This window comes from uncultured Senegalimassilia sp., assembly GCF_934630535.1.
In the GTDB taxonomy this organism is placed as follows: domain Bacteria; phylum Actinomycetota; class Coriobacteriia; order Coriobacteriales; family Eggerthellaceae; genus Senegalimassilia.
This window is the reverse complement of the sequence record NZ_CAKTVU010000001.1, coordinates 179447-201445: the sequence shown is the minus strand read 5'-3', so window position 1 is coordinate 201445 and position 21999 is coordinate 179447. Positions and strand designations below refer to the sequence as shown.

Annotated in this window: 19 protein-coding genes; 1 reads left to right on the top strand and 18 read right to left on the bottom strand. The window is 65.5% G+C overall.

Annotation, left to right across the window (positions count from 1 at the left end; genetic code table 11):
• Nucleotides 1-21: 21 nt before the first annotated feature.
• From Q0D52_RS00940 to Q0D52_RS00915, 6 genes are all read right to left on the bottom strand, one after another.
• Nucleotides 22-1500 (bottom strand): LCP family protein, encoded by a 1479-nt coding sequence (locus Q0D52_RS00940; RefSeq protein ID WP_294379575.1) that lies wholly within the window; start codon nt 1498-1500, stop codon nt 22-24.
• A gap of 15 nt (nt 1501-1515) precedes the next feature.
• Nucleotides 1516-2802, bottom strand: a complete 1287-nt coding sequence (murA, locus tag Q0D52_RS00935; protein WP_294379574.1) for a UDP-N-acetylglucosamine 1-carboxyvinyltransferase — start codon at nt 2800-2802, stop codon at nt 1516-1518.
• Between the two features lie 270 nt (nt 2803-3072).
• Nucleotides 3073-3939, bottom strand: coding sequence for a translation elongation factor Ts (gene tsf / locus Q0D52_RS00930; protein ID WP_294379573.1), 867 nt, complete (start codon nt 3937-3939; stop codon nt 3073-3075).
• Between the two features lie 121 nt (nt 3940-4060).
• Entirely contained in the window at nt 4061-4825 is a 765-nt protein-coding gene (rpsB, locus tag Q0D52_RS00925) for a 30S ribosomal protein S2 (RefSeq protein WP_294379572.1), read from the bottom strand.
• A gap of 248 nt (nt 4826-5073) precedes the next feature.
• On the bottom strand, nt 5074-7155 hold the full coding sequence (locus Q0D52_RS00920; RefSeq protein ID WP_294379571.1) for a heavy metal translocating P-type ATPase: 2082 nt from the start codon (nt 7153-7155) through the stop codon (nt 5074-5076).
• Nucleotides 7156-7170: 15 nt separating this feature from the next.
• The gene (locus Q0D52_RS00915) at nt 7171-7422 is read right to left on the bottom strand and encodes a DUF6110 family protein (RefSeq protein WP_294360779.1); all 252 of its coding nucleotides are present in this window, start codon (nt 7420-7422) and stop codon (nt 7171-7173) included.
• 246 nt (nt 7423-7668) lie between these two features.
• Here Q0D52_RS00915 and yihA point away from each other — a divergent pair, with 246 nt between their 5' ends.
• Nucleotides 7669-8253: a ribosome biogenesis GTP-binding protein YihA/YsxC gene (yihA, locus tag Q0D52_RS00910; RefSeq protein WP_294360782.1), complete on the top strand. Its 585-nt coding sequence runs from the start codon at nt 7669-7671 to the stop codon at nt 8251-8253.
• Nucleotides 8254-8565: 312 nt separating this feature from the next.
• Here yihA and Q0D52_RS00905 read toward each other — a convergent pair whose 3' ends face one another.
• The 12 genes from Q0D52_RS00905 to hisD form a co-directional block, all read right to left on the bottom strand.
• A complete protein-coding gene (locus tag Q0D52_RS00905) occupies nt 8566-9795 on the bottom strand; it encodes a C40 family peptidase (protein ID WP_294379570.1) in 1230 nt (409 codons plus the stop codon).
• Between the two features lie 201 nt (nt 9796-9996).
• Nucleotides 9997-10476, bottom strand: coding sequence for a ribonuclease HI (gene rnhA, locus Q0D52_RS00900; RefSeq protein ID WP_294360787.1), 480 nt, complete (start codon nt 10474-10476; stop codon nt 9997-9999).
• 90 nt (nt 10477-10566) lie between these two features.
• Nucleotides 10567-12594 carry a class I tRNA ligase family protein gene (locus tag Q0D52_RS00895; protein ID WP_294379569.1) on the bottom strand — a complete coding sequence of 676 codons (2028 nt, stop codon included), beginning with the start codon at nt 12592-12594 and terminating at the stop codon, nt 10567-10569.
• Nucleotides 12595-12609: 15 nt separating this feature from the next.
• Nucleotides 12610-14751, bottom strand: coding sequence for a transcription termination factor Rho (gene rho / locus Q0D52_RS00890; RefSeq protein ID WP_294379568.1), 2142 nt, complete (start codon nt 14749-14751; stop codon nt 12610-12612).
• Nucleotides 14748-15434: a fructose-6-phosphate aldolase gene (fsa, locus tag Q0D52_RS00885; RefSeq protein WP_118349845.1), complete on the bottom strand. Its 687-nt coding sequence runs from the start codon at nt 15432-15434 to the stop codon at nt 14748-14750. The genes rho and fsa overlap by 4 nt, the downstream gene beginning before the upstream one ends.
• Before the next feature lie 281 nt (nt 15435-15715).
• The gene (gene hisI / locus Q0D52_RS00880; RefSeq protein WP_294379567.1) at nt 15716-16048 is read right to left on the bottom strand and encodes a phosphoribosyl-AMP cyclohydrolase; all 333 of its coding nucleotides are present in this window, start codon (nt 16046-16048) and stop codon (nt 15716-15718) included.
• A gap of 12 nt (nt 16049-16060) precedes the next feature.
• Nucleotides 16061-16825, bottom strand: coding sequence for an imidazole glycerol phosphate synthase subunit HisF (gene hisF / locus Q0D52_RS00875; protein WP_294379565.1), 765 nt, complete (start codon nt 16823-16825; stop codon nt 16061-16063).
• Nucleotides 16826-16969: 144 nt separating this feature from the next.
• The gene (hisA, locus tag Q0D52_RS00870; protein WP_294379563.1) at nt 16970-17713 is read right to left on the bottom strand and encodes a 1-(5-phosphoribosyl)-5-[(5-phosphoribosylamino)methylideneamino]imidazole-4-carboxamide isomerase; all 744 of its coding nucleotides are present in this window, start codon (nt 17711-17713) and stop codon (nt 16970-16972) included.
• A gap of 9 nt (nt 17714-17722) precedes the next feature.
• Nucleotides 17723-18385, bottom strand: a complete 663-nt coding sequence (hisH, locus tag Q0D52_RS00865) for an imidazole glycerol phosphate synthase subunit HisH (RefSeq protein ID WP_294379561.1) — start codon at nt 18383-18385, stop codon at nt 17723-17725.
• A 76-nt stretch (nt 18386-18461) separates the two neighbouring features.
• On the bottom strand, nt 18462-19055 hold the full coding sequence (gene hisB, locus Q0D52_RS00860; protein ID WP_294360808.1) for an imidazoleglycerol-phosphate dehydratase HisB: 594 nt from the start codon (nt 19053-19055) through the stop codon (nt 18462-18464).
• 463 nt (nt 19056-19518) lie between these two features.
• Nucleotides 19519-20583, bottom strand: coding sequence for a histidinol-phosphate transaminase (gene hisC / locus Q0D52_RS00855; protein ID WP_294379559.1), 1065 nt, complete (start codon nt 20581-20583; stop codon nt 19519-19521).
• The gene (hisD, locus tag Q0D52_RS00850) at nt 20576-21898 is read right to left on the bottom strand and encodes a histidinol dehydrogenase (RefSeq protein WP_294379557.1); all 1323 of its coding nucleotides are present in this window, start codon (nt 21896-21898) and stop codon (nt 20576-20578) included. Before hisD ends, hisC begins: the two co-directional genes overlap by 8 nt.
• Nucleotides 21899-21999: the final 101 nt, after the last annotated feature.

Below are 21999 nucleotides of genomic sequence, written 5' to 3'. Positions count from 1 at the left end.
CCATCGGGCGTTTGGATGGGGTTACGATGAGGGTTTCCAGTCCTTGCCCAGAATGACCAGCACATCGGTGCCGAACGAGTAGGCGCCGGTGTTCTGGACCAAGCGCCCTACGCCCATGGCGTTGAGCACGGTCTGCGCGGCCGGTTGGGCATCGCTGGAGTTGTAGATGACCAGCGTTTCGCTGTACACGGAAGTGTCGGTGTTGCCCGTCTCCGAAACCTTGAACCCCTTCGAGGTGAGCGTCGATTCCATGGAGGCCGCCGCACCCGTGATGCCGCCGCCGTTTTTCAGCGTGATGGTGAAGCTGCCGGGGTCGGTGGTGGCCGCCTGCGTCTGCTCGGCGGGCTCCTGCCCCGAATCGACGCGGTCCATCATCTCGGACCACGAGGAGTTCGAAACCGCGTACACATCCTGGCCATCGCTTTGCGTGACGTAGCCGGGAACCAGAGCGCCCGTGACGGAATCGGCACTCATGCCTTTGAGACCTTCGGCCAAGGAGAGTGCATCGCTTGAGCCCATGTCGGTGCCGAAGGCCCCCTGCAGCTGGTCAAGCAGGCCGACCAGGCTGGACTTGCCTCCCGACACCATGCGCAACGAAACGGCCTCGAGCAGCTTGCGTTGGTTTTCCGCCTGGGTTTGCCTGGGCGACTCGAAGTTCGTGGCGCGCGCCAGCGTCAGGGCGCCCTCGCCGGTGAGGGTCTGGCTGCCTGCGGGCAGGTACACGCTGCCGGCGTTGGGATCGTCCACCTCTTCGGAAAGGTCCACATCAACGCCGCCGAGCGTGTTCACCAGCTGCACAAGGCCGGCAGCGTCGATCTTGACCACGTGCGAGATCTTCACGTCGGCGAAATTCGCCACGGCGTTGACCAAGCTGGCATCGCTTTCGCGCACGCTTGCCTGCCTGATGGGGTAATACTTGCCGTCCTTGAGCGACACCTGCACATCGGTGGGAATGTTGATGATGCAGGCGTTTTTGCCCGAGGAATCGGTTCGCACCAAGGCAAGCGCATCGGGGCCGTCGGCGGAGTTGGGCATACCGGGCGTATCCAGCTCGGCCACGACGAGCGTATAGAACGGATCGCCGGATTTCACGGCGGTGAGCGCCTTGTCGGCGTCGGAGCCTTTGAGCGCCAGCTTGCCGTTGAGGTTTCCCATAAGGGTGAACGAGCCCACGCCATAGGCCACGGCCGCCAACACGGCTATAACCGCCACGGCGATGCCCAGGCGCTTTACGAGCGTGCGGCGCTTGACCCCTGGAGAGAATTCCAAGCCCCTGGCGTAACCGGTACGGCTCCGCGGGCCCTGGGCGCTGGGCATGACGTTGCTCACGTAACCGCGCTGTGCGCGCTTCTGCCTACGCGGGCTGGAGAAGCCCACTTGATCGGCGTTCATGTGCGCCGGACGGACCTTGGGGACATGCGTGCCCAAGGTTGCGCTGCGCATGCGCCGCGAGGTGAGCTTGGAGTTGATCTGCGTGATGTCCTTGCGTTTCCTGACCATTGCGCTCCCGTTCGGCTATTCGCCCGCCGCGCCAACCTGGCGACGCGACACGCTTGCGCCAAGCTGGGAGAGCTTGCCGCAATAGTCCTCGTAACCGCGGTCGATGTGCTTGATGTTGTGCACGCGGGTCTCGCCTTCGGCCACGATGCCCGCCAACACCAGCGCCGCTCCGGCACGAAGGTCGGTGGAGGACACGTCGGTGCCCTGCAAATCGTTGACGCCTCGCACGAGGGCATGATGGTCCTCGATGGTGATGTCGGCGCCCATGCGCGCCAGTTCGCTGGCGAACATGAAACGGTTCTCGAAGACGTTCTCGGTGACCATGGAGGTGCCATGGGCCAAGCTGCACAGCAGCATGAACTGGGCCTGCAGGTCGGTGGGGAAACCCGGGTGCGGAAGCGTTTGGATGTCGGTCGGCTGCAGCGGCTGGTTGCGGCTGCAGGTGATCCAATCATCCCCCGCATCGACGCAGCAGCCCATAGCGCGCAGCTTCATGATGGCCATGTGCAGATACGACGGGTCGATGCCGCGCACCGTGACCGGGCCGCCGGTGAGCGCGCCGCCCGCCAAGAAGGTGCCGGCCTCGATACGATCGCCCACCGTGGTGTGCTCGCAAGGGTGCAGGCTTTCAAGCGCCACGCCCTCCACCTGGATGATGGACGAACCCGCGCCGGTGACCTTGCCGCCCATGGCGTTGAGCATGTTCGCCAGATCGACGATCTCGGGCTCGCGCGCGGCGTTCTCGATGCAGGTGGTGCCATGGGCGGTGACGGCTGCCATAAGGCAGTTCTCCGTGGCTCCGACGCTGGGGAACTCGAGCGTGACGTCGGCGCCGTGCAGACCATTAGGCGTATGCGCGTTCAGGTATCCGTGATCGACGGTGAACTCAACGCCCAGGGCCTCAAGGCCCACCAGGTGCATATCGATCTTGCGGGCGCCGATCTGGCAGCCTCCGGGCATGGCAACGCGCGCCTGTCCGAAACGCGCCACCAGCGGGCCGAGCACGCTGATGGATGCGCGCATCTTCGACACCAGCTCGTAGGGCGTTTCATGGGACGTTACCTGGGCGGTGTCGATGACCATGGTGTGGCCGTCGCGCTCGATGGTGGCGCCGAGGCATTCGAGCACCTCCGACATAACGGCGATGTCGCTGATAAGGGGCACGTTGTGCAGCGTGGAGGCGCCCTGGCCCAAAAGCGAGGCGGCGATGAGCTTCAAGGCCGAGTTCTTCGCGCCGGACACCTTCACCTCGCCGGAAAGGACGTTGTTGCCCTCGACGACGATGATCTCTTTCTCAGACATGCAAACCCCCCTGGATGAACTAGATTGCAAATGCCCATTATAAAGCGAAGGCCCGCGCAAGGCGGGCATTCACGATGAAAGCAAACGTATCAACGCATTCGCGGGCGCAAAGGAGAGCATGTCCGCGAACATATAACGGGCCGCACCGGCCTGTATCCGCCCTGCGCCGAAGGCATCGCCAGGCGATGCCGCAGCGCAAAAGCGAAAGCATGACGACGGAGCGACCCGAAGCGTTCAGCGATTCGCCGGCTATTTAGCGAAAAGCGTAACTTACGCGGTCTCGCCCAGAGCCCAGCGCACGAAGCCGGTCACCTTGATGGTGCCGCCCAGGTTCTTGGCGCACTCGTCGGTGTACTGGTTGATGGACTGGTCGGGGTTCTTGACGAAGGCCTGCTCGGTGAGGCAGTTCTCCTTGTAGAACTTCTCCATACGGCCGGTAGCCATCTTCTCCTGGATGGCCTCGGGCTTGCCGGACTCGGCAGCCTGAGCCTTGTAGATGCCCATCTCATGCTCGACGACCTCGGCCGGCACGGACTCGCGGTTGGCGGACACCGGGGAGGCGGCGGCAACCTGCATGGCAACGTCGCGGCCGTAAGCCTGGAAGCCCTCGGAAGCGGGGTCGATGCCCTCGACGTCGAAGGTCACCAGAACGCCGATCTTGCCGCCACCGTGGATGTAGGAGGCGATGCCGCCGGCGTTGACGGTAGTGGCGCGAGGGAGCTGGATGTTCTCGCCCAGCACGTGGATGGCGTCGGTGAGGATGTCCTCGACGGGCTCGCCCTCGAAGGTGGAGGCGCGCAGAGCCTCGACGTCGGCGGCCTCGGCAGCCAGAGCGGCGCGGCCAAGCTTCTCGGCGTAGGCCTTGAACTTCTCGTTCATGCCCACGAAGTCGGTCTCGCAGTTCAGCTCGACGACGGCGGCGGACTTGGCATCATCGGCCAGAACGGTCATGACGGTGCCCTCGTTGGTGGCACGGCCGGCCTTCTTGGCGGCAGCGGCCAGACCGCGGGTGCGCAGCACGTCGACGGCCTTCTCCATATCGCCATCGGCCTCGACGAGCGCCTTCTTGCACTCCATCATGCCGGCGTCGGTCATCTCGCGCAGTTCCTTGACCATGGAAGCGGTGATAGCAGCCACGTTGGATCCTTTCTATCCTTGTTGCGGCGGCGCCGGAAGCGCCGCCGTTAATAACCTCGAACGCCGTCGGCCGCCCTACGGGGACCGACGGCGTGAAACACCAGTGGGTTAGGCCCCGTGCTTATTCGGCAGCAGGAGCGGCAGCCTCGGCAGCCGGAGCAACCTCGGCCTCGGCCGGAGCGGCCATTTCCTCAGCGGAAACGGGAGCGCCGGTGCCGGCGACGACGGCGTCGGCGATGAAGTCGGCCAGCAGCTTGACGGAGCGGATGGCGTCGTCGTTCGCCGGGATGCCGTACTCGACGTCATCGGGATCGCAGTTGGTGTCGAGCGTGCCCACCACGGGGATGTTCAGACGATGAGCCTCGCGGATGGCGATCTCCTCGCGGTTGGTGTCGATCACGAAGATGGCGTCGGGGACGCGCTTCATGTTGCGGATGCCGTTGAGGTTGAGCTGCAGCTTGGACAGCTCCTTGCGCAGCAGGATCTGCTCCTTCTTCGGCAGCAGCGCCATACGGCCGTCGGCCTCCATGGCCTCCAGCTCCTCCATGCGGGTGACGCGGGAGCGGATGGTCACGAAGTTGGTGAGCATGCCGCCGAGCCAACGGGCGTTGACGTAGGGCATGCCGCAGCGGTTGGCGGCGTCGGCGACGGCCTCCTGGGCCTGCTTCTTCGTGCCGACGAACAGGACGGAGCCGCCGTTCTTGGCGACGCTGGAGACGAAGGTGTAAGCCTGGTCCATGCCGATGAGGGACTGCTTGAGGTCCAGGATGTAGATGTCACCGCGGGCGCCGAAGATGAACGGCTTCATCTTGGGGTTCCAACGACGCTTCTGGTGACCGAAGTGCGCGCCTGCGTCGAGCAGGGTCTGAATGCTGATCTTAGCCATGACTCTCTCCATTCGTTAGTCCTCTGCGTGCGGTCATCCCCTTTCATCCGCAACCGATTTCGGCCACTAGCGGGAAGGGTCGCACACGCATGTGTGATAAAACAGCCCTCGGATTATAGCAACGCCCCCGGGCGTTTGCAACGGGGGCGTCGATCTTCGTCCATGTTTTCACGAAATGCCGACGGGCGAGGCCGCGAGCCATAGGCGCACGACCACCTATCGGCCTGTACCTGCGGGCTCCCGATGGCCTATGCGTCGTAACGCTTGCCGTTGCGCATGGACAGCGCGACGGTGGAGGCGTTGTGCAGAAGCGAGGACATCTGCGGGGAGATGACGCCGCCGATGCCGGCCGCCAACAACGTCGAGTTGATGACCATGACCTCCTTGAAGCTGCCGTTCAGGCGGCCCATCAGGCCCTCGCTCATGCGGCGCAGCGCCACGATGGAGCCGAGCTGGCCGCCCGTGAGCGTGATGTCGGCCACCTCCTTGGCCACCGCGGTGCCCTGCCCCATGGCGATGCCCACGTCGGCAAGCGCCAGCGCCGGGGCGTCGTTGACGCCGTCGCCGACCATGACCACGCGCGCGCCTTCCGCCTTGAGCTTCTCGACGAAAGCGTACTTGTCCTCGGGAAGCAGGTTGGCGTGGAATTCGGATACGCCGGCGCATGCGGCGATGCGCGCCGCGGTGCGCTCGTTGTCGCCCGTGAGCATGATGACGCGCGAAAGCCCCAGGCGACGAAGCTCGGCGACGGCATCGGGAACGCCGGCCTTGAGCGGATCCTGCACGCCGATGACGCCCATGAGCTTGCCGTCCACGGCAAGGTAGAGCGGCGAGAGGCCCTCGGTCTGCCGCGCGATGAGGTCTTTCTGCGCCTCGGAGATCTCAACCCGCTCGTCCTCCACGACGAAGTGCTCCGAGCCGATGACCACGCGCTTGCCGGCAAGCGAGCTTGCTATGCCATGTGCCACGATGTACTCCACCTCGGCGTGGCGCTCACGGTGCTCCAGGCCCTTCTCGGCGGCAGCGCGCACGACCGCGCGGGCCACCGGATGCGGGAAGTGCTCCTCCAAGCATGCGGCGAAGCGAAGCACCTCGTCGTCGTCCCAGCCGTCAAGGGAAAGCACGCGCGCCACCTGCGGGGCGGCCTCGGTGAGCGTGCCCGTCTTATCGAACACGATGACGTCGGCCTGCGCCATGGACTCGAAGTGCTGCGAGCCCTTCACCGTGAAGCCCGCCTGGGCAGACTGGCTCATGGCCGACAGCACGGCGATGGAACCGGTGAGCTTGAGTGCACAGGAATAGTCGACCATAAGGGCCGCCGACGTTTTCACCAGGCTGCGCGTGGTCAGCGCCACGATGCCCGCCAGCAAGAAGTTCCACGGCACGATGCGGTCGGCAAGGCGCTCCATGCGCGATTGCGTGCGGGACTTAAAGGATTCGGTCTGCTCGACCAGGTTGACGATGGTGCGCAGCTTCGTCTGGCCCTCGTTCGCCTTCACCTCGACGATGATCTCGCCGTCCTCGACGGCCGTGCCGGCGAACACGTCGTCGCCGACGGTGCGCTCGACGGCCAGCGGCTCGCCGGTGAGCGCCGCCTGGTTGACCATGGCGCATCCTCGCACCACCGCGCCGTCGACGCACACGGGCATGCCGGTGCGCACGGCGATGAGCTGACCTGCGCGCAAGGAGCTGGAGGGAACCTGCACCTCGATGTCGCCATCCACCAGCTGGGCGGTTTCGGGCAGGTCGAGCAGCGCGTTGATGAGCGCGCCTTCCGAGCGGCTGCGTGTATACTCCTCAAGCGTCTCGCCCACGTTGAGCAGAAGCATGGTAAGCGCCGCCGTACGCGGGTCGCGCTTCGCGAACGAGATGCCGATGGCCGCCGCGTCGAGCACGGGCACGTCCAGTCGGCCCGCCGCCAGCGACTTCAGGCCGGCGAACAGGAACTTGCGGTAGCTGAACACCGTCCAAGCCGCCGCCAGGGGCGCGGGCAGGAACCAACGGCGCATGAAATGGAAGCCCACCAGCGACGCCAGGTCCATGAGCAGGGAATGCGAACGCGGGGCAAGCTCGAGGCCGCACCCCTGCTTGGCCTTGGCGATGGCCGCCGCATCGATGCCCGCCAGATACTCGAGCACGCGTGCGCGGCCGCCGGGTGCGGCGTTGTAGGTCAGGGCAACGCTGCCGATGCGCGGATAGACGGTTGACTTCGCGATGTCGGGGCATGCGCCCAGCACGCGATACAGCGCATCTAAGTCCGCTGGCGGGACAGGGCCCGCCAGCTTCACGCGCAAACGGCCCGGAAGCTCATTTGCGATCTGATATTTCATAGCGATGTCTTCGCGCTATTCGCCATCGGCCGCGGGCTGCTCGGTCTTAGCGGACTCGTTGATGTAGCTTGCCTCGGCCACGATATCGTCGACCTGGGCCTTGGCCTGCTCGACCACATCCTGATAGGCGGCCTTTGCCTGCAGGCCCTTGGCAACGCCCTGCACGTAGCACTTCTTCGCCGCAGAGCTGCTCAGAGCCTTCAAGCCCAGCGTGCCCAGAGCGAAACCACCGGCAATCATCCAACCATCGCGCTTCTTGAGTTTCATGATCTTCGTCCTTCCTTGTGCTGTCCACCGCTGTGGACCCAGCAATGTTCGACCCCAAAAACTTTTACTCCGCACGAAAGAGTATGATGCAGGTGACATATTGTCAATCAAAGTCAACTTTAATTCTCGAAATCGCCGTTTGCCGTCATGCGGGATTATTGCGGATGGCCGATGACGTGGGCATATCCGCACGGCGAAGCACGCTATCATGATGCAAGCACAACTTCGAACCATTTGGAGCATCGTATGAACTTCAACAATGTAACCTTCGAGCGCTCGTTCGGCATCTCATCGCAGCTGCCGCCCTCGACGCTTCCGGAAGTGGCGTTCGCCGGCCGTTCGAACGTGGGCAAGTCGTCCATGCTCAACGCCCTGTTCGGCCGCAAAAGCCTGGCGAAGGTCTCGCAGAAGCCCGGCAAGACGTCCACCATCAACTTCTTCGCAACCGAAGGCGCCCGCTTCGTCGACCTGCCCGGCTACGGCTACGCGCGCGTGGCGAAATCCGAGAAGGGCCGCTGGGCGGAGCTGATCGAGGGCTATTTCAACCAGGATCGCAACTTCGCGCTGGTGGTCAGCCTGGTGGACATTCGCCACGAAGCGCAGCAGCTCGACTTGAACATGATCAACTTCCTTATGGAGGCGGGGCTTCCCTTCGCTGTGGTGCTCACGAAGTCCGACAAGCTCTCCCGCAACCAGCAGAACAAGCAGGTTGCGGTGCTGCGCCGCCAACTTGCCCTGCCCGACGACGTGCCCATGCTGGTGACGTCCAGCGAGAAGCGCGACGGCTTCGACGCCTTGCGCAAGCTCATCACGCAGGCCTGCGAGGGTTAAGTTAGCTTCGCGCAAGCGAAGGCACGCGCCGCCGATCGAGGTTGCGCGCCCTGCCGGCATAGCTTTGCCGGTGCCCCCTTCATGAACACCGTCCCCTTCCCCACTGCCAAGGGGACGGCGTTCACAGGCGCGCCTTAGCCAGCGCCCCTTTCGCAGAGCCCGACTCACGGGCGGCCTTTCCCGCAGAACCGGCAACGCCCCCGTAAACGCGAACAAGCCCCAAGCTGATGGAACAGCTTGGGGCTTGTTGTTTGCTGCAGGTATTTCGCTGCCGGCTTGCATGCTTGCCGAAGCGCCGCTAGAGCGGTAACGCTACCAGGGACGCACGATGATCATGTCGGACTGCACGGAGCTGACGCACACCGTCTGACCGAAGGTTGGGGCATGGATCATCTGGCCGCCGCCGATGTAGATGCCGCAGTGCGACCAGCTGGTGCAGATATCGCCGGGCTGCGGGTCAGAGACCTGGGACATGCCCATGAACGTGTACGTGGTGCCATAGCGCGAATAGCTGCCGGTCAGGGCATAGCTGACCAAGCCGGAGCAGTCGAAGCCGTCGGGGCCGACGCCACCCCACACATACGGTGCGCCGATGCAGCTGTAAGCACGGTCGACGATGGCGTTGCCCGTGGAGGCGTTATAAGACGGCGTCCAACTGCTGGAACCGCCCGTGTTGCCGGAACCGCCGTTGTCGGTCCCACCACCGTTGTCGGAACCGCCGTTGTCGGTCCACGTGTTGCCGCCGCCATTGTCGGCGGCGCCGCCGTTGCCGCCGTTGCCGCCATTGCCGCCATTGCCGCCGGCATTGGCGTTGTTGTTCGTGGCAGCGGCGATGCCCATGCGCTGGGTAGCCTGGGCAGCGGACTGGTCGACGGTCTGCTGGGCGGTTGCGGCGGCAGCGGCGGCCTGGGCGGCACGCTCTTCCTCGACCAGCGTGGCAACCTCGGCAGAAAGGCCGTCATAGGTTTGCTGCATGGAGTTGACGGTGGCCTGGGCCTCGTCCTGGATCTGCTTGGCCTCGGAGGCCTTGGCAGCGGCGGTGCGGCTCTGCTCTTCGAAGGTTGCCTTCTGCTCCTGGGCCTCGGTGCGCAGGTCCTTGTTGCGCTGCACGAGCTCGGCGTCGTTATCGTTGACCTTGTTCAGAAGATCCCAGTTCGTGGCGAACTCGCTGAACGACGTGGACCCGAGCAACAGGTCCAAAAATGAGCTGGCGCCCGTGCGGTACATGCTTTGCGCGCGATCGCCCAAACGGGACTGCACATCGGCGATCTCGACGTTGATCTGGTCGATGCGCTCCTGCGCCTGATCGGCGGATTGCTGTGCCTGAGCCTGCTCCTCGAGCGCCTGGCCGTAATCGGCGGACGCCTGATCGAGCTTGTACTGCATGGAGTTGAGCGAGGCCAGGACCGCCTGGGCCTCGGCCTGCTTGGAAGATGAATCAGGGGTGGCGAATGCCAGCTGCGGGACCATGAGCCCGCAAGACAGGACGCAAGCCATAGCCCCGCCGGCGATGCGGCGGCGCAGCTTCATTTCCTGTTGCATGCACGAACCTCCTACTCGGTTTCAAAGTCGTCCCCGCTACTGTATCACCCTGGCAACGAACGCGGAACCTTTTGCACTGAACGGGCATACCCCCAGGTGAGGCAACCGGCATTTATGGAGAACGGGCGGCTGGGGCGAAGCGGCGCGTTTCCGCGCCGCCAGCTCCAGCCGCCCGTCCCTTACGACGCTTTGCGCAAGCACCTACCCGCGGAAGCCCACGTCCTCCTTATGGCGCGACGGGTCGTCGGCCGCAGAGGTTGCCAGCGCGTCGCAACGCTCGTTCTCGGCATGACCGGCATGCCCCTTGACCCAGACGAACTCCACATCGTGAGGTTCCTTCGCCTTGAGCATGCGCTTCCACAGATCGGAGTTCTTCACCGGCTGCTTCTGAGAGTTCTTCCACCCGCGCTTGAGCCAACCGTCCACCCAATGCTGGTTGAACGCGTTCACCAGATACTGGGAATCGGAGTACAGCGTCACGTGGCAGGGGCGCTTGAGCGCCTCGAGGGCCACGATGGCGCCGAGCAGCTCCATGCGGTTGTTCGTGGTGCAACGGTACCCCTGCGAGAACTCCCGCTCGTGCACCCCGCCCTTGCTGTCGATGAAGCGCAGGATGCTGCCGTACCCGCCCGGCCCGGGGTTGCCCCGCGAGGCGCCGTCGGAATACAAATCAACATGCATATGCAAACCAATCTTTCCGCACCCATGAAAAGGCCGGCCAGCCGCGTTGCCGCAGCTGGCCAGCCTGATCGGATGCCGTGCTTTGAAACCCTACTTGAACTGCGAGGGGTGCTTCGAGAAGAAGTCGAAGCGCGGGGGAAGCTCGCGGATGCGATGACGCCCGTCCTCAAGCTCGGAGCCATGGCACAGCTCGTCCATGCCCTCGAAATCGAAGTTCCAGCTGAAGAAGTCGTCGAACTCGAAGCTGAGGTAATCGGCGATCTTCTCGCAGCCCTTCGGCACCACGGGATGCATGAGCAGCGTGGATACGCGAAGCAGGTAGAAGCAGTCCACGAGCACCTGACGGCGCAGCTGCTCGTCGCCTTCCTTCTCGGCGGTGCGGATGTTGTCCGTCCAGTACTTGTTCGCCCAGCGGATGAACGTATCCATGATGGACATGACCGTGTGCAGCTCTGCCTTGTGCATGGTCCTGTCGTACTCGTTCATGCATGCCTGCGCGCGCTTGCGCACCTCGGGCGACACCTCGCCGAGCGGCATCCAGCCCTCGAAGTTCTTCTGCGCCTCGTAGAAGCAGCTGCGGGCCAGGCGGTTGAACACGTTGGTGAGCAGCGTGCCTTCCTTGAGCACCGGGTCGGCCACGCGCGGGTCGTTGCGCTTTGCCTCATCGGGATCGAAGGGCTTGGGTTTGAAGCCAACGGACTTCTGGTCCAGGCCAAGGGCCAGGAAGTGGGCGCGCAGCTGCTCGACGGTATAGTGCTCGAGCAGCTCGTCGGCCGTGGGCGGCTTGACCGAGCCCGAAGAAGAGGCCTTCTTGTTGCCCAACAGGATGTGGTGGTTGGCGATGAGGCTGGTCTGGCGCAGGGGCGTGTCGGTCTCGCCGGGCGCAAGGATGTCACCCGGGCGCAGCGCCTCGATGAGCGCCGGCTGGGCCACGCCGTAGAAGTACAGGTTGTCCTGGCCGATGAACTGGTAGACCTGCGCGTCCTCCGAGCACCAGAAGTCGCGCCAGCTGCCGCGCGGCAGGCCCATCTTGTCGTTGATGGCCATGGTGAAGCTCATGGGAGCCCACAGGCTTTCGGGCCAGCACCACACCGTCAGGCCCTCGAGCCCGTCGATGACCGGCGCCTTCACGCCCCACTCGATGTTGCCGGTGATGCGGAAGGGAACGAGCGCCTTGCCCGTGCGGAAGCGGATGCCCGCCGCGGCAAGCACGTCGCGCGCCGCATCGCGGTCGTCGATGGTGTCGAACTCGATCTCGAAGGACTGCTTGCCCTTCTCGGCCTCATGGTACTGGTGATGCGCAAGCTTGTCGGCGATTTCCAGGTACTGGTCGTACAGCTCGTTTTTGATGTAGACCACCGGCGGGGCCAGGAACTCCTTGATGGTCTGCGGCACGATGGGACGCACCTCGGGGTCGGCCTCGAGCGCCTCCACGTGCTGCTTCAGGAAGGCGTTGAACGCCGGCAGGTCGAAGTACCAGTTCTCCACCGGGCGCATCTCGGGCGTGACGCCGGTGAGCGAGGACTTCGGCGCGATAAGGTCCTCCGGTGCGTAGCTGTGGCCCAAATCGCACTCGTCGGCATAGGCGTGCTCGGACTTGCAGCCCTGCACGGGGCAGTGGCCCTGCACCTGACGGCCGTTCAGGAACGTGCCCGCCTCGGGGTCGTAGAACTGCAGCGTCGCGCGCTTCTGAAGCCAGCCGTTCTCGTGCAGCTTCTTGATGAACGCCTCGCTGATGAGCTGATGGACCTCGCCGGAATGCCCGATGTTGGAGCCCTCGTAGATGTCCAGGCTGATGTCGTAGGACTCCAGCGTGTCCTTCTGACGGTTATGGTTGCGCAGCACGTAATCCTCGATGGTGCCATCGAACTCGCCGGCCTCCACCAGCTTGCGGTAGCCCTCGTTGATGGGCGAGCCGAAGCAGTCCGTGCCGCTGATGAAGCGGACGTTCTCCGCGCCGATGCGGTCGCGCAGGAAGCGCGCGAAGCAGTCGGCGGGCACGAACACGCCGGCGATATGCCCGAAATGCAACGGCTTGTTGCCGTAGGGCATGCCGGCCGTGACCACCGCGCGCTTGGGCCAGGCAACCGTTTCGGTGTTGTCATGCATTGTTGCCATGTGTATGTGTCTCCCCTAGAACTCCAGGTTTGCGTTTGCGTTGCCGTTGGCGTGCTGGGCCTTTTTCGCCGTGCGGCTGAGGAACTCGTCGTTGTCGTCGGTGCGCTTCAGGGACTTGATGAGCATGTCCATGGCGCGCTCGGTGTTGTTCGTGTTCGCCAGGATGCGACGTACTCCCCAGATCAGCGGCGCCTTCTGCGGATCGAGCAGCAGGTCCTCCTTGCGCGTGCCCGACGCCACCGGATCGATGGCCGGGAAGATGCGTCGATCGGCCAGGTTGCGGTCGAGCTTGAGCTCCATGTTGCCCGTACCCTTGAACTCCTCGAAGATGACCTCGTCCATCTTCGAGCCCGTTTCCACCAACGCCGAGGCGAGGATGGTCAGGCTGCCGCCGCCTTCGATGTTTCGGGCAGCGCCCAGGAACTTCTTCGGCGGGTACAAGGCCGTGGAATCCACGCCGCCGGACAGGATGCGCCCGGATGCGGGCTGCGCCAGGTTGTAGGCGCGCGCCAGGCGCGTGAGGCTGTCGAGCAGCACCACAACGTCCTTGCCGTCCTCCACCAGGCGTTTTGCACGCTCGATGACCAGCTCGGAAACCTGGATGTGGTTTTCGGTGGGCATGTCGAAGGTGGAGGAGATGACCTCGCCCTTGATGGAGCGCTGCATGTCGGTGACTTCCTCGGGGCGCTCATCTACCAAAAGGCACATGAGATGCACCTCGGGGTTGTTGGCGCTGATGGCCGCGGCGATGTCCTTCAAGATGGTGGTCTTGCCGGCTTTCGGCGGGCTGACGATCAGACCGCGCTGGCCCTTGCCGATGGGGCTGACCAGGTCGATGACGCGCGCCGTGATGGTGGAGTGACCATGCTCCATGGTCAGGCACTCATCGGGATAGACCGGCGTGAGGTCGCCGAAGCGCACGCGACGGCCCAGCTCCTCGACGGGCTTGCCGTTGACGGTGGCCACCTTCTGCACTGCCGCGTACTTCTCGTTGGGGCGCGCCGGGCGCGTGGTGCCGGTGATCTTGTCGCCCTTGCGCAGGCCGTTGCGACGGATGGTGGAAAGCCCCACGTAGCAATCCTGCTCGCTGGGCAGATAGCCATTGGTGCGCAGGAAGCCGTAACCGTCCTGCATGATGTCGAGGACGCCCTCGACCTCGATGAAGCCCTCGGCCTTCAAGGACGCATCGTATACGGCGTCGATGAGCTCGGCCTTCTTCAAGCCCGCCACGTCGACATCGAGCTCGGCGGCCTTCGCGCGCAGCTCGGCCACCTTGAGCTTGGCCAGGTCCTCTTTGTTGACGCTGGGGACTACCTCACGGTTGTTGTTGCGCTGGTGACGCTGGTGGCGGTCGTTGCGGTCGTTGCCGTTCTTGCGACCGTTACGGTCGTTGCGCTGATGGCGATCCGCGCCGGCGTTGCCGGAGTTGCGGCCCTCGGAGCGCTCGGCGCCTTCGCGGGCTTCGGACTTGCCGCGGCCCTCATGCTGCTCGGCGCGGCCTTCGCGGTTGGCGCCTTGGGCACGCACCGATTTGCGCGGCGTGCGCGCGGCGCGTGCGGCGCGGCCCGGGGCCATGTCCTGGGCGGGCGCCTGCTGCTCGGAACCGGCCGCCTCGGCGGGCGCCTGTGCGGCTTCGGCGGATTCGGGAGCCTGCTGCTTCTCGGACGCATCCTGCACGAGTGCCGCATGGGCGGCGACGGGCGCGGTGGCGATCTTCTTATGCGAACGGCCCGGACGGCGTCTTGCCGGCGTGCCGGCGACGACCTCGGCGGCCTGGGCGCTTTCGGCAGCCTGCGCCTTGGGCGCGGCGGCTTCGGGTTCGATGGGGGTTTCCTTCGCCTTTTTCGCCTTCGCGGCGGAAGCGGGCCTTGCGGAGGGGGCTGCCTTTGCGGCAGGGGCGGCTTCGGCCTCTTGGGCGGGCGCGGCCTTCTTGCGAGGGCGGCCCGGGCGGCGCCTGGCCGGCGTTTTCGGGGCGCTATCGGCCCCATCGGCCGGGGAAGCGGGCGCGACGTCGGGAGAAGCTTCGGAAGAGGCCTTGCCCGACGAGGCGGCGCTTTTGCGCGGACGGCCCGGGCGGCGCTTGGGAGCAGCCGGCGCCGCTTCGGCCGCGGAGGCGCCCTCCTGCGGCGCCTCCGCTACATTCTGCTCGTCGCTCATGCGTTAGCTACCTTCTCCCAGTCCTTCATGAAGGAATCCAGGCCGCGGTCGGTCAGCGGATGCTGCACCATCTTCTTCAGCACGCCGAACGGGACGGTGGCGATGTCGGCGCCCATGAGCGCGCACTGCGTGACGTGATTGGCGCTGCGCACGGAGGCGGCGATGATCTCGATCTGCTCGCCGTTGGCGGTGTTGGCCGTGAAGTCGTAGTTGTTGATGGCGGTGACGATGTTGCCGACCTGCTCGAGGCCGTCCTCGGAGATGTCATCGAAACGGCCGATGAACGGGCTGATGTAGCGGGCGCCGGCGCGTGCGGCCAGCAGCGCCTGCGGCACGCTGAAGCACAGCGTCATGTTCACCGGGATGCCCTCGGCGGCCAGCGTATGGGTGGCGGCCAGGCCCTCGACCATGGTGGGGATCTTCACCACGATGTTCGGGGCGATCTCGGCCAGCTTGCGGCCGTCGGCGACGATCTCGTCGCGCGTCATGGCGACGGATTCGGCGGAAACCGGGCAGTCCGGGCCGACGATGTCGCAGATGCGCTTCATATGATTATGGAAGTCATCCAGCTTGCCGCCGATCTTGGCGTACAGCGACGGGTTGGTGGTGACGCCTGCCAGCGCGCCCCAGCTAGCGGCTTCTTCGATTTCGGCTAGATCTGCCGTGTCCAAAAAGAACTTCACCCTTATTCCTCCTTATATATACGGGCTGTTACCCGCTTTGCGCATAGATAGAGCGTGGAAAAGAAGCGGGAACTTGATGATGGGAAGGGTTTCCTTCGAGAAAATAAAGCTAGGGGCAGGATAACGCAGGCGCCGGGTGCGCGCAAGCGCGGCGCAGCGGATAACCACCCGAAGCGCACGACCGGGCGAGATGGCGCGCAAAACGCGCGAAAGCCGGGATGACCCGGCCTTCAAGCTTTCGCATGTTCGGTTTTCAGCAGGGCGCGATGGCAGCGAAGCGCCTACTCGAACTCGGCCAGCGTGCGGAAGAAGCAGCTGGTGGCGCCGGTGTGGCACGCGGGGCCCGCCGGATGCACGAGGGCCAGAAGCGTGTCGGCGTCGCAATCGTAGCGGAGCTCGACGATCTTCTGCGTGTTGCCGCTGGTGGCGCCTTTGTGCCACAGCTCCTGGCGGCTGCGGCTCCAAAACACCGTCTCGCCGCGCTCGAGCGTAAGCGCCAGGCTCTCGGTGTTCATCCACGCCATCATGAGCACCTCGCGCGTTTCCGCGTCCTGCACGATGCACGGGATCAGCCCGTCGGCGTTGTATCTCAGCTCGGGAAGCTCGGTTTGCATGGATGATCCTTTCTATAGGCGCACAGGGATGCCCTGGCTGCGCATGTACTCCTTGACCTGGGATACCGTGAACTCGCCGAAGTGGAAGACGCTGGCGGCCAACACCGCGTCGGCCTCGCCGTCGATGATGCCCTCGGCGAAGTGCTCGAGCTTGCCCACGCCGCCGCTTGCGATGACGGGGATGTCCACCGCGCGCGCCACTGCACGAGTGAGCGCGCAGTCGAAGCCGTCCTTGCTGCCGTCGCGGTCCATGCTGGTCAGCAAGATCTCGCCCGCACCGCGGCGAGCCGCCTCGACCGCCCATTCCACGGCGTCGATGCCGGTTGCGGTGCGGCCGCCGTGCACGTAGACCTCCCACTTGTTGGGATTGCCGGCCACCTGCTTCGCGTCGATGGCGCACAGGATGGCCTGCGTGCCGAACGCCGCGGCGGCGTCGGAGATAAGCTGCGGGTTGTCCACCGCCGCGCTGTTGACCGACACCTTGTCGGCGCCGGCGGCTATCATGCGGCGGATGTCGGCGACGCTGCGGAAGCCGCCGCCCACGCAATACGGCAGGTGCAGCTGCGCGCTGGCGCGGCTTGCAAGGTCGACCGTGGTCTCGCGTTTGTCGCTGGTGGCGGTGATGTCAAGGAAGATCACCTCGTCGGCGCGCTGCTCATCGTAGCGCTGCGCCAGCTCGATCGGGTCGCCCGCATCGCGCAGGTTCACGAAGTTGACCCCCTTCACCACACGGCCGTCCTTCACGTCCATGCAGGGGATCACGCGTTTTGCCAACATATATCTGCTCCTCAACGGCTCGGGGAAAGGGAAATCGACGGGAAGGCGCCGGCGGCCGCGTTGCGGGGCCGGGGAACGTTGCCGCAGGCGAGCGCAACGCCCGGCTTCGCCGCTAAACGAACGGCGCTCGGCGCCTTTACGGCATTAGGATCGCGCGGCGGTCAGGCTGGCGCAAAGGGCGACGCCCTCGGCCACATCGAGCGTGCCCTCGTACACGGCGCGGCCGGTGATGACGCCTTCGATGCTTTCCGCCACCGGCGCCAGGCGCTCGATGTCGGCAAGGCTTGCCACGCCGCCGCTGGCGATGACGGGGTTGCCGAACGCGTCCGCCATGTCGACGTAGGCCTGCACGTCGATGCCGGTCTGCATGCCGTCGCGCGCGATGTCGGTGTACACGATATGCTTGAACCCGGCGGCGCCCATCGCGCGCGCCAGATCGGCGGCGGCCACGCCCGAGCCCTCGATCCAACCGGAGACAGCCACTTCCCCGCCCTTCGCGTCGATGCCGGCGGTCAGGCGGTCGCCGCCCACCGCGGCCACCGCCGCGCGCGCGAGCTCGGGGTCGTTGACGAGCGCGGTGCCGAGCACCATGCGCGCCGCGCCGGCGTCCGCCAGGCGCTTGAGCGTCTCCAGGCTGCGGATGCCGCCGCCGATCTCGACGGAAAGCGACGTCTCGCGCACGATACGCTCAACGATGGCGATGTTCTCCGGGACGCCGCTGCGCGCGCCGTCCAGATCGACCACGTGCACCCACTGGGCGCCGGCCTGCTCGAAGGCGCGCGCCTGCGCTACGGGGTCGTCGTTGTACACGGTCACCTGGTTGTAATCGCCCTTCGCCAGGCGAACGGCCTTGCCGCCCAGGATATCGATTGCGGGGAGCAGGTACATGGCGGCCTCCTAACCTTGCAAGGCGGGCAATGCCGCCTTGGCGATTTCCACGAAGTTGCGCAGCACGGCCGCGCCGGCGTCCGAGCTTTTCTCGGGGTGGAACTGCACGCCGAACGCGTTGCCCTTCTGCACGGCGCACGGGAACGTCACGCTGTGCGTGGTATGTGCGATGGCGAACGGCCCGTCAGGCGCGATGAAGCTATGGGTGAAGTAGAAGTACGTGCCCGAGGGGACGCCCGCGAACAGCGGGTTCTCCGGCGCGCCGGCGGGAAAATCAACGGTGTTCCAGCCCACGTGCGGGACCTTGTACGCGCGGCCTTCGGCGTCCTGGCGCGGCATGCGCCCAACGCATCCGGGCAGCACGCCCAGACCACGCGGGTTGCCGTCAGCGCCGGCGCCTTCCACGCCCTCCTCGAACAGCAGGTGCTCGCCCAGGCAGATGCCCAAAAACGGCACCCCCTCCGCGATGCGGCGGCGGATGACCTCGGTCTGGCCGAGCTCGTCCATGGTTGCCGCGGCGTCGGCGAACGCGCCCACGCCCGGCAAGACGATGGCATCGGCGGCGGCTATCTCGGCGGCATCGTCGGTGATGCGGGCATCGGCGCCCGCCGCGAGCAAACCGCGCTCGACGGACAGCAGATTGCCCTTCTTGTAGTCAACAACAGCGATCATAGGCGTCTCTTACATCTCGCAAGTCCAATAAAAGTCAATGAGGGCGGTGCCCCTGAATGAAGCTCGAACGGGGGGCTTACAGCATCCCCTTCGTGGACGGCAGCGCGTCGCCCATGCGGGGGTCGGGCTCGCAGGCCTGGCGCATGGCGCGCGCCACCGCCTTGAACATGCCCTCGATAACGTGATGCGTGTTCTCGCCGGCCAGCTGGCGGATGTGCAGCGTTACGCCGGCGTTGGCGGCGAAGGCGATGAAGAACTCCTTCGCCAACGTGGCATCGAAGGCGCCCACCATCACCGCGGGGACATCGGCGTCCCAGTACAGCTGACCGCGCCCCGAGATGTCCACGGCCGCCATGATGAGCGCCTCGTCCATGGGCATGGCGATGTCGCCGAAGCGGCGGATGCCGCGCTTGTCGCCGAGCGCTTGCGCGAACGCCTGTCCCATGACGATGCCCGTATCCTCCACCGAGTGATGGCCGTCCACCTCAAGGTCGCCCTTGCAGCGAACCTGCAGGTCGAACAGGCCGTGACGCCCGAACGCGGTGAGCATGTGGTCGAAAAACCCGATGCCCGTCTCCACGTCCGTGGCGCCCGTGCCGTCAAGGTCGACGGACAGGTCGATGTCGGTTTCCTTCGTAGTGCGCGAGATATGCGCAACGCGTTCGCTCATTGCTGTTCGCCTTTCCTTCGTCGTGTGCGCAGCGATTCCGGACAGTTAGCGCTACGTCCCCCGAGGTGTCCGGTCCCGGGGCGCCCGTCCACGCCCGCTAGCGCCCGATTGAAGTTCTGGGCGGTTTTGCAGGCGCGTAAGCCTGTTTTGCCGGGATGCCGCAAAACTGACCTGGGGTTTTATCGCGCGTTGCCGGCATCACGCCGCGAAAACCGCCCAGATGACGGGAACCGAAGGGCAAATCGGCCCCCATTTTCTGCAAAACCGCCCAGAAGACGCAGTGCGGTCCACAGGGCGTGCGCGGCCTCGTTTTTCCACGGCGCGCAGGGCGCCGCGACCCCGCCCATGCCCCGTCAAGACCTCGCGTGCCACAGAATCCTCGACTCCGCCTCGACGCGATCAACTCCGCACGGCCTCGCGCCGACGCAGCGACTCCGGACAGTTAGCGCTACGTCCCCGAACCTTACTTCGACAGGATCTCCCGCAGCGCGGTTAGGAACTCGTCGTTCTCCTGGGGGCTGCCGATGGAGACGCGCAGGCAATCCTGCAGCATGGGCGCGCGGCTGAAGTCGCGCACGAGGATGCCGTGGTCGTAGAGCTGCTGCCACACCTCGCCCGCGCCTTCTGTGCGGAACAGGATGTAGTTGGCGTTCGAAGGGTACGCCGTGACGCCCGGCATCTGCGAGAGCTCGCGGAACACGCGCCCGCGCTCCGAGACGATCTGCATGATGCCGCGCTCGAACTTCGCGCGGTTGCGGAACACCACGCGCGCGATGGCCTGCGACACCGCATCCACCGAATACGGCTGGCGCACCTTCAAGAACTCGCGGATGACCTCGGGGTTTCCCAGCAGATAACCCACACGCACGCCGGCAAGCGAGAACGCCTTGGAGAACGTGCGCAGGATGACGAGGTTCTTGTGCTGCGCCAGGTAGGGGCGCACCGTGCCGCGCGAGAACTCGAAGTACGCCTCGTCGACCATGACGAGCGCGTCGGTTGCGTCGAGCAGACGCAGGATGAAGCGCTCGTCGGCCAGGTCGCCCGTGGGATTGTTCGGGCTGGTGACGATGACGTAATCGATGTCGCCGCGCGCCACGCGGGACAGCACCGCCTCCTCGTCGATGGTGTAATCGGCGCGGCGCGGGATGTCGACCACCTCGGTGTTGGTGAGCTCGGCGTTGTTCCGGTATACCGAGAACGTGGGCGGCATGTTGAGGAACTTGCGCCCCGGCCCGCCCCAAGCCAGCGCCGTGTCGAACAGCAGCTCGTCGCCGCCGTTGCCCACGAGCACGCAATCGCGGTCAAGGCCGTTGGCCTCGGCGATCATGTCGCGCAGCTCGTTGGCCAAGGGGTCGGGATAACGGTTGAAGGCAACCTTGTTGATCTCGCGCTTGATCTCGTTGCGAACCTCCGTTTCCACGTCGCAGGGGTTCTCGTTGGCCGACAGGTACGCGCGCGCCGGAAGGTACTTCGGGTCGTAGGGCGTGATGTCGGCCAGCTGCGGGGCGGATGCGCGGACGCTATTCATCGGCGCCGTCCAAACCGTAGATGTCGCCGGTCTCCACGAGCGCCTTGCGCAGCTCGACGCTGCGGGCATGCGCCCACAGGCCCTCGTGACGGGCGATGGCGATGACGGCGTCGGCGTCGTTTGCCAGCGACTTCGCGGAATACTGGATGACGCTGGAGTGCTTGACGAACTCGTCGGTGGAAAGCGGCGAGGCGTAGCGCGCGGTACCGCCGGTGGGAAGCGTGTGGTTGGGGCCGGCCACGTAGTCGCCCACGGCCTCGGGGGTCCACTCGCCCACGAAGATGGCGCCGGCGTTGCGGATGGCGCCGAGCTGCTCGAACGCGCCGTCGAAGTGCAGCTCCAGGTGCTCGGGGGCGATGACGTTGACGGACTGGATGGCCTGCTCCATGGAGTCGCAGATGACCACGAGGCCCTGATCGGCCAGCGAGGCGGTGGTGATCTCGGCGCGCGTGGAGGCCTTCATGTGGCCCTCGATGGCGGCTTCTACCTTATCAGCGTAGCTCTCGTCGAACGTGACCAGGTAGCAGCTTGCCAGCGGGTCGTGCTCGGCCTGGGCCATGAGGTCGATGGCCACCATGGCGGGATCGGCGGTCTCATCCGCCACGACGCACACCTCGGAGGGGCCGGCGATCATGTCGATCCCCACATCGCCGGAGACGATCTTCTTCGCCGCTGCCACGAACGCGTTGCCCGGGCCCGTAATCTTGCACACCGGTTCGATGGTCTCGGTGCCGTATGCCAGCGCCGCCACCGCCTGCGCGCCGCCAACCGTGTAGATCTCGGTGACGCCTGCCAGGCGGCACGCCTCGAGCACCACCGGGTCGATGCTGCCGTCCTTGGTGGGCGGCGTGACGCACACGATGCGCTCGACGCCGGCCACCGCGGCGGGCAGGGCGTTCATGAGCACCGTGGACGGGTACAGCGCGCGGCCGCCGGGCACGTAGATGCCCACGCTTTCAAGCGGGGTGACCTTCGCACCGACCAGGGCGCCGTCCTCTCGCACGGAGAACCAGCTCTGCTTGACCTGGCGCTCGTGGAACTCGCGGATCTGCTTGGCGGCCTTCTTGAGCGCCTCCTCGGTTTTGGGATCGACCTTCGCCGCGGCGGCCTCGATGGCCTCTGCCGGCACGCGGAAGTTCTCGATGGCCACGCCGTCGAAGCGCTCGGTCAGCTCGCGCAGGGCCGTATCGCCCTGTTCGCGAACCTGCTCGATGATGCTCGTTGCCGCCTCCATGGCGCGGGCGTTGAACGCGCCCGTGCGCTTGAGGTGCTTGTTGGAGAATTGCTCGCCTTTGTTCAGGATGACGCGACGCATGTTGTCCTTCTTTCCATGTACACGCCGGATGACCCCTCCGGCCTCTTTCACGATGATACCTTGTCGCGGCCGCGCCTGCGAGCAGGCGTTTCCGCTGCCTT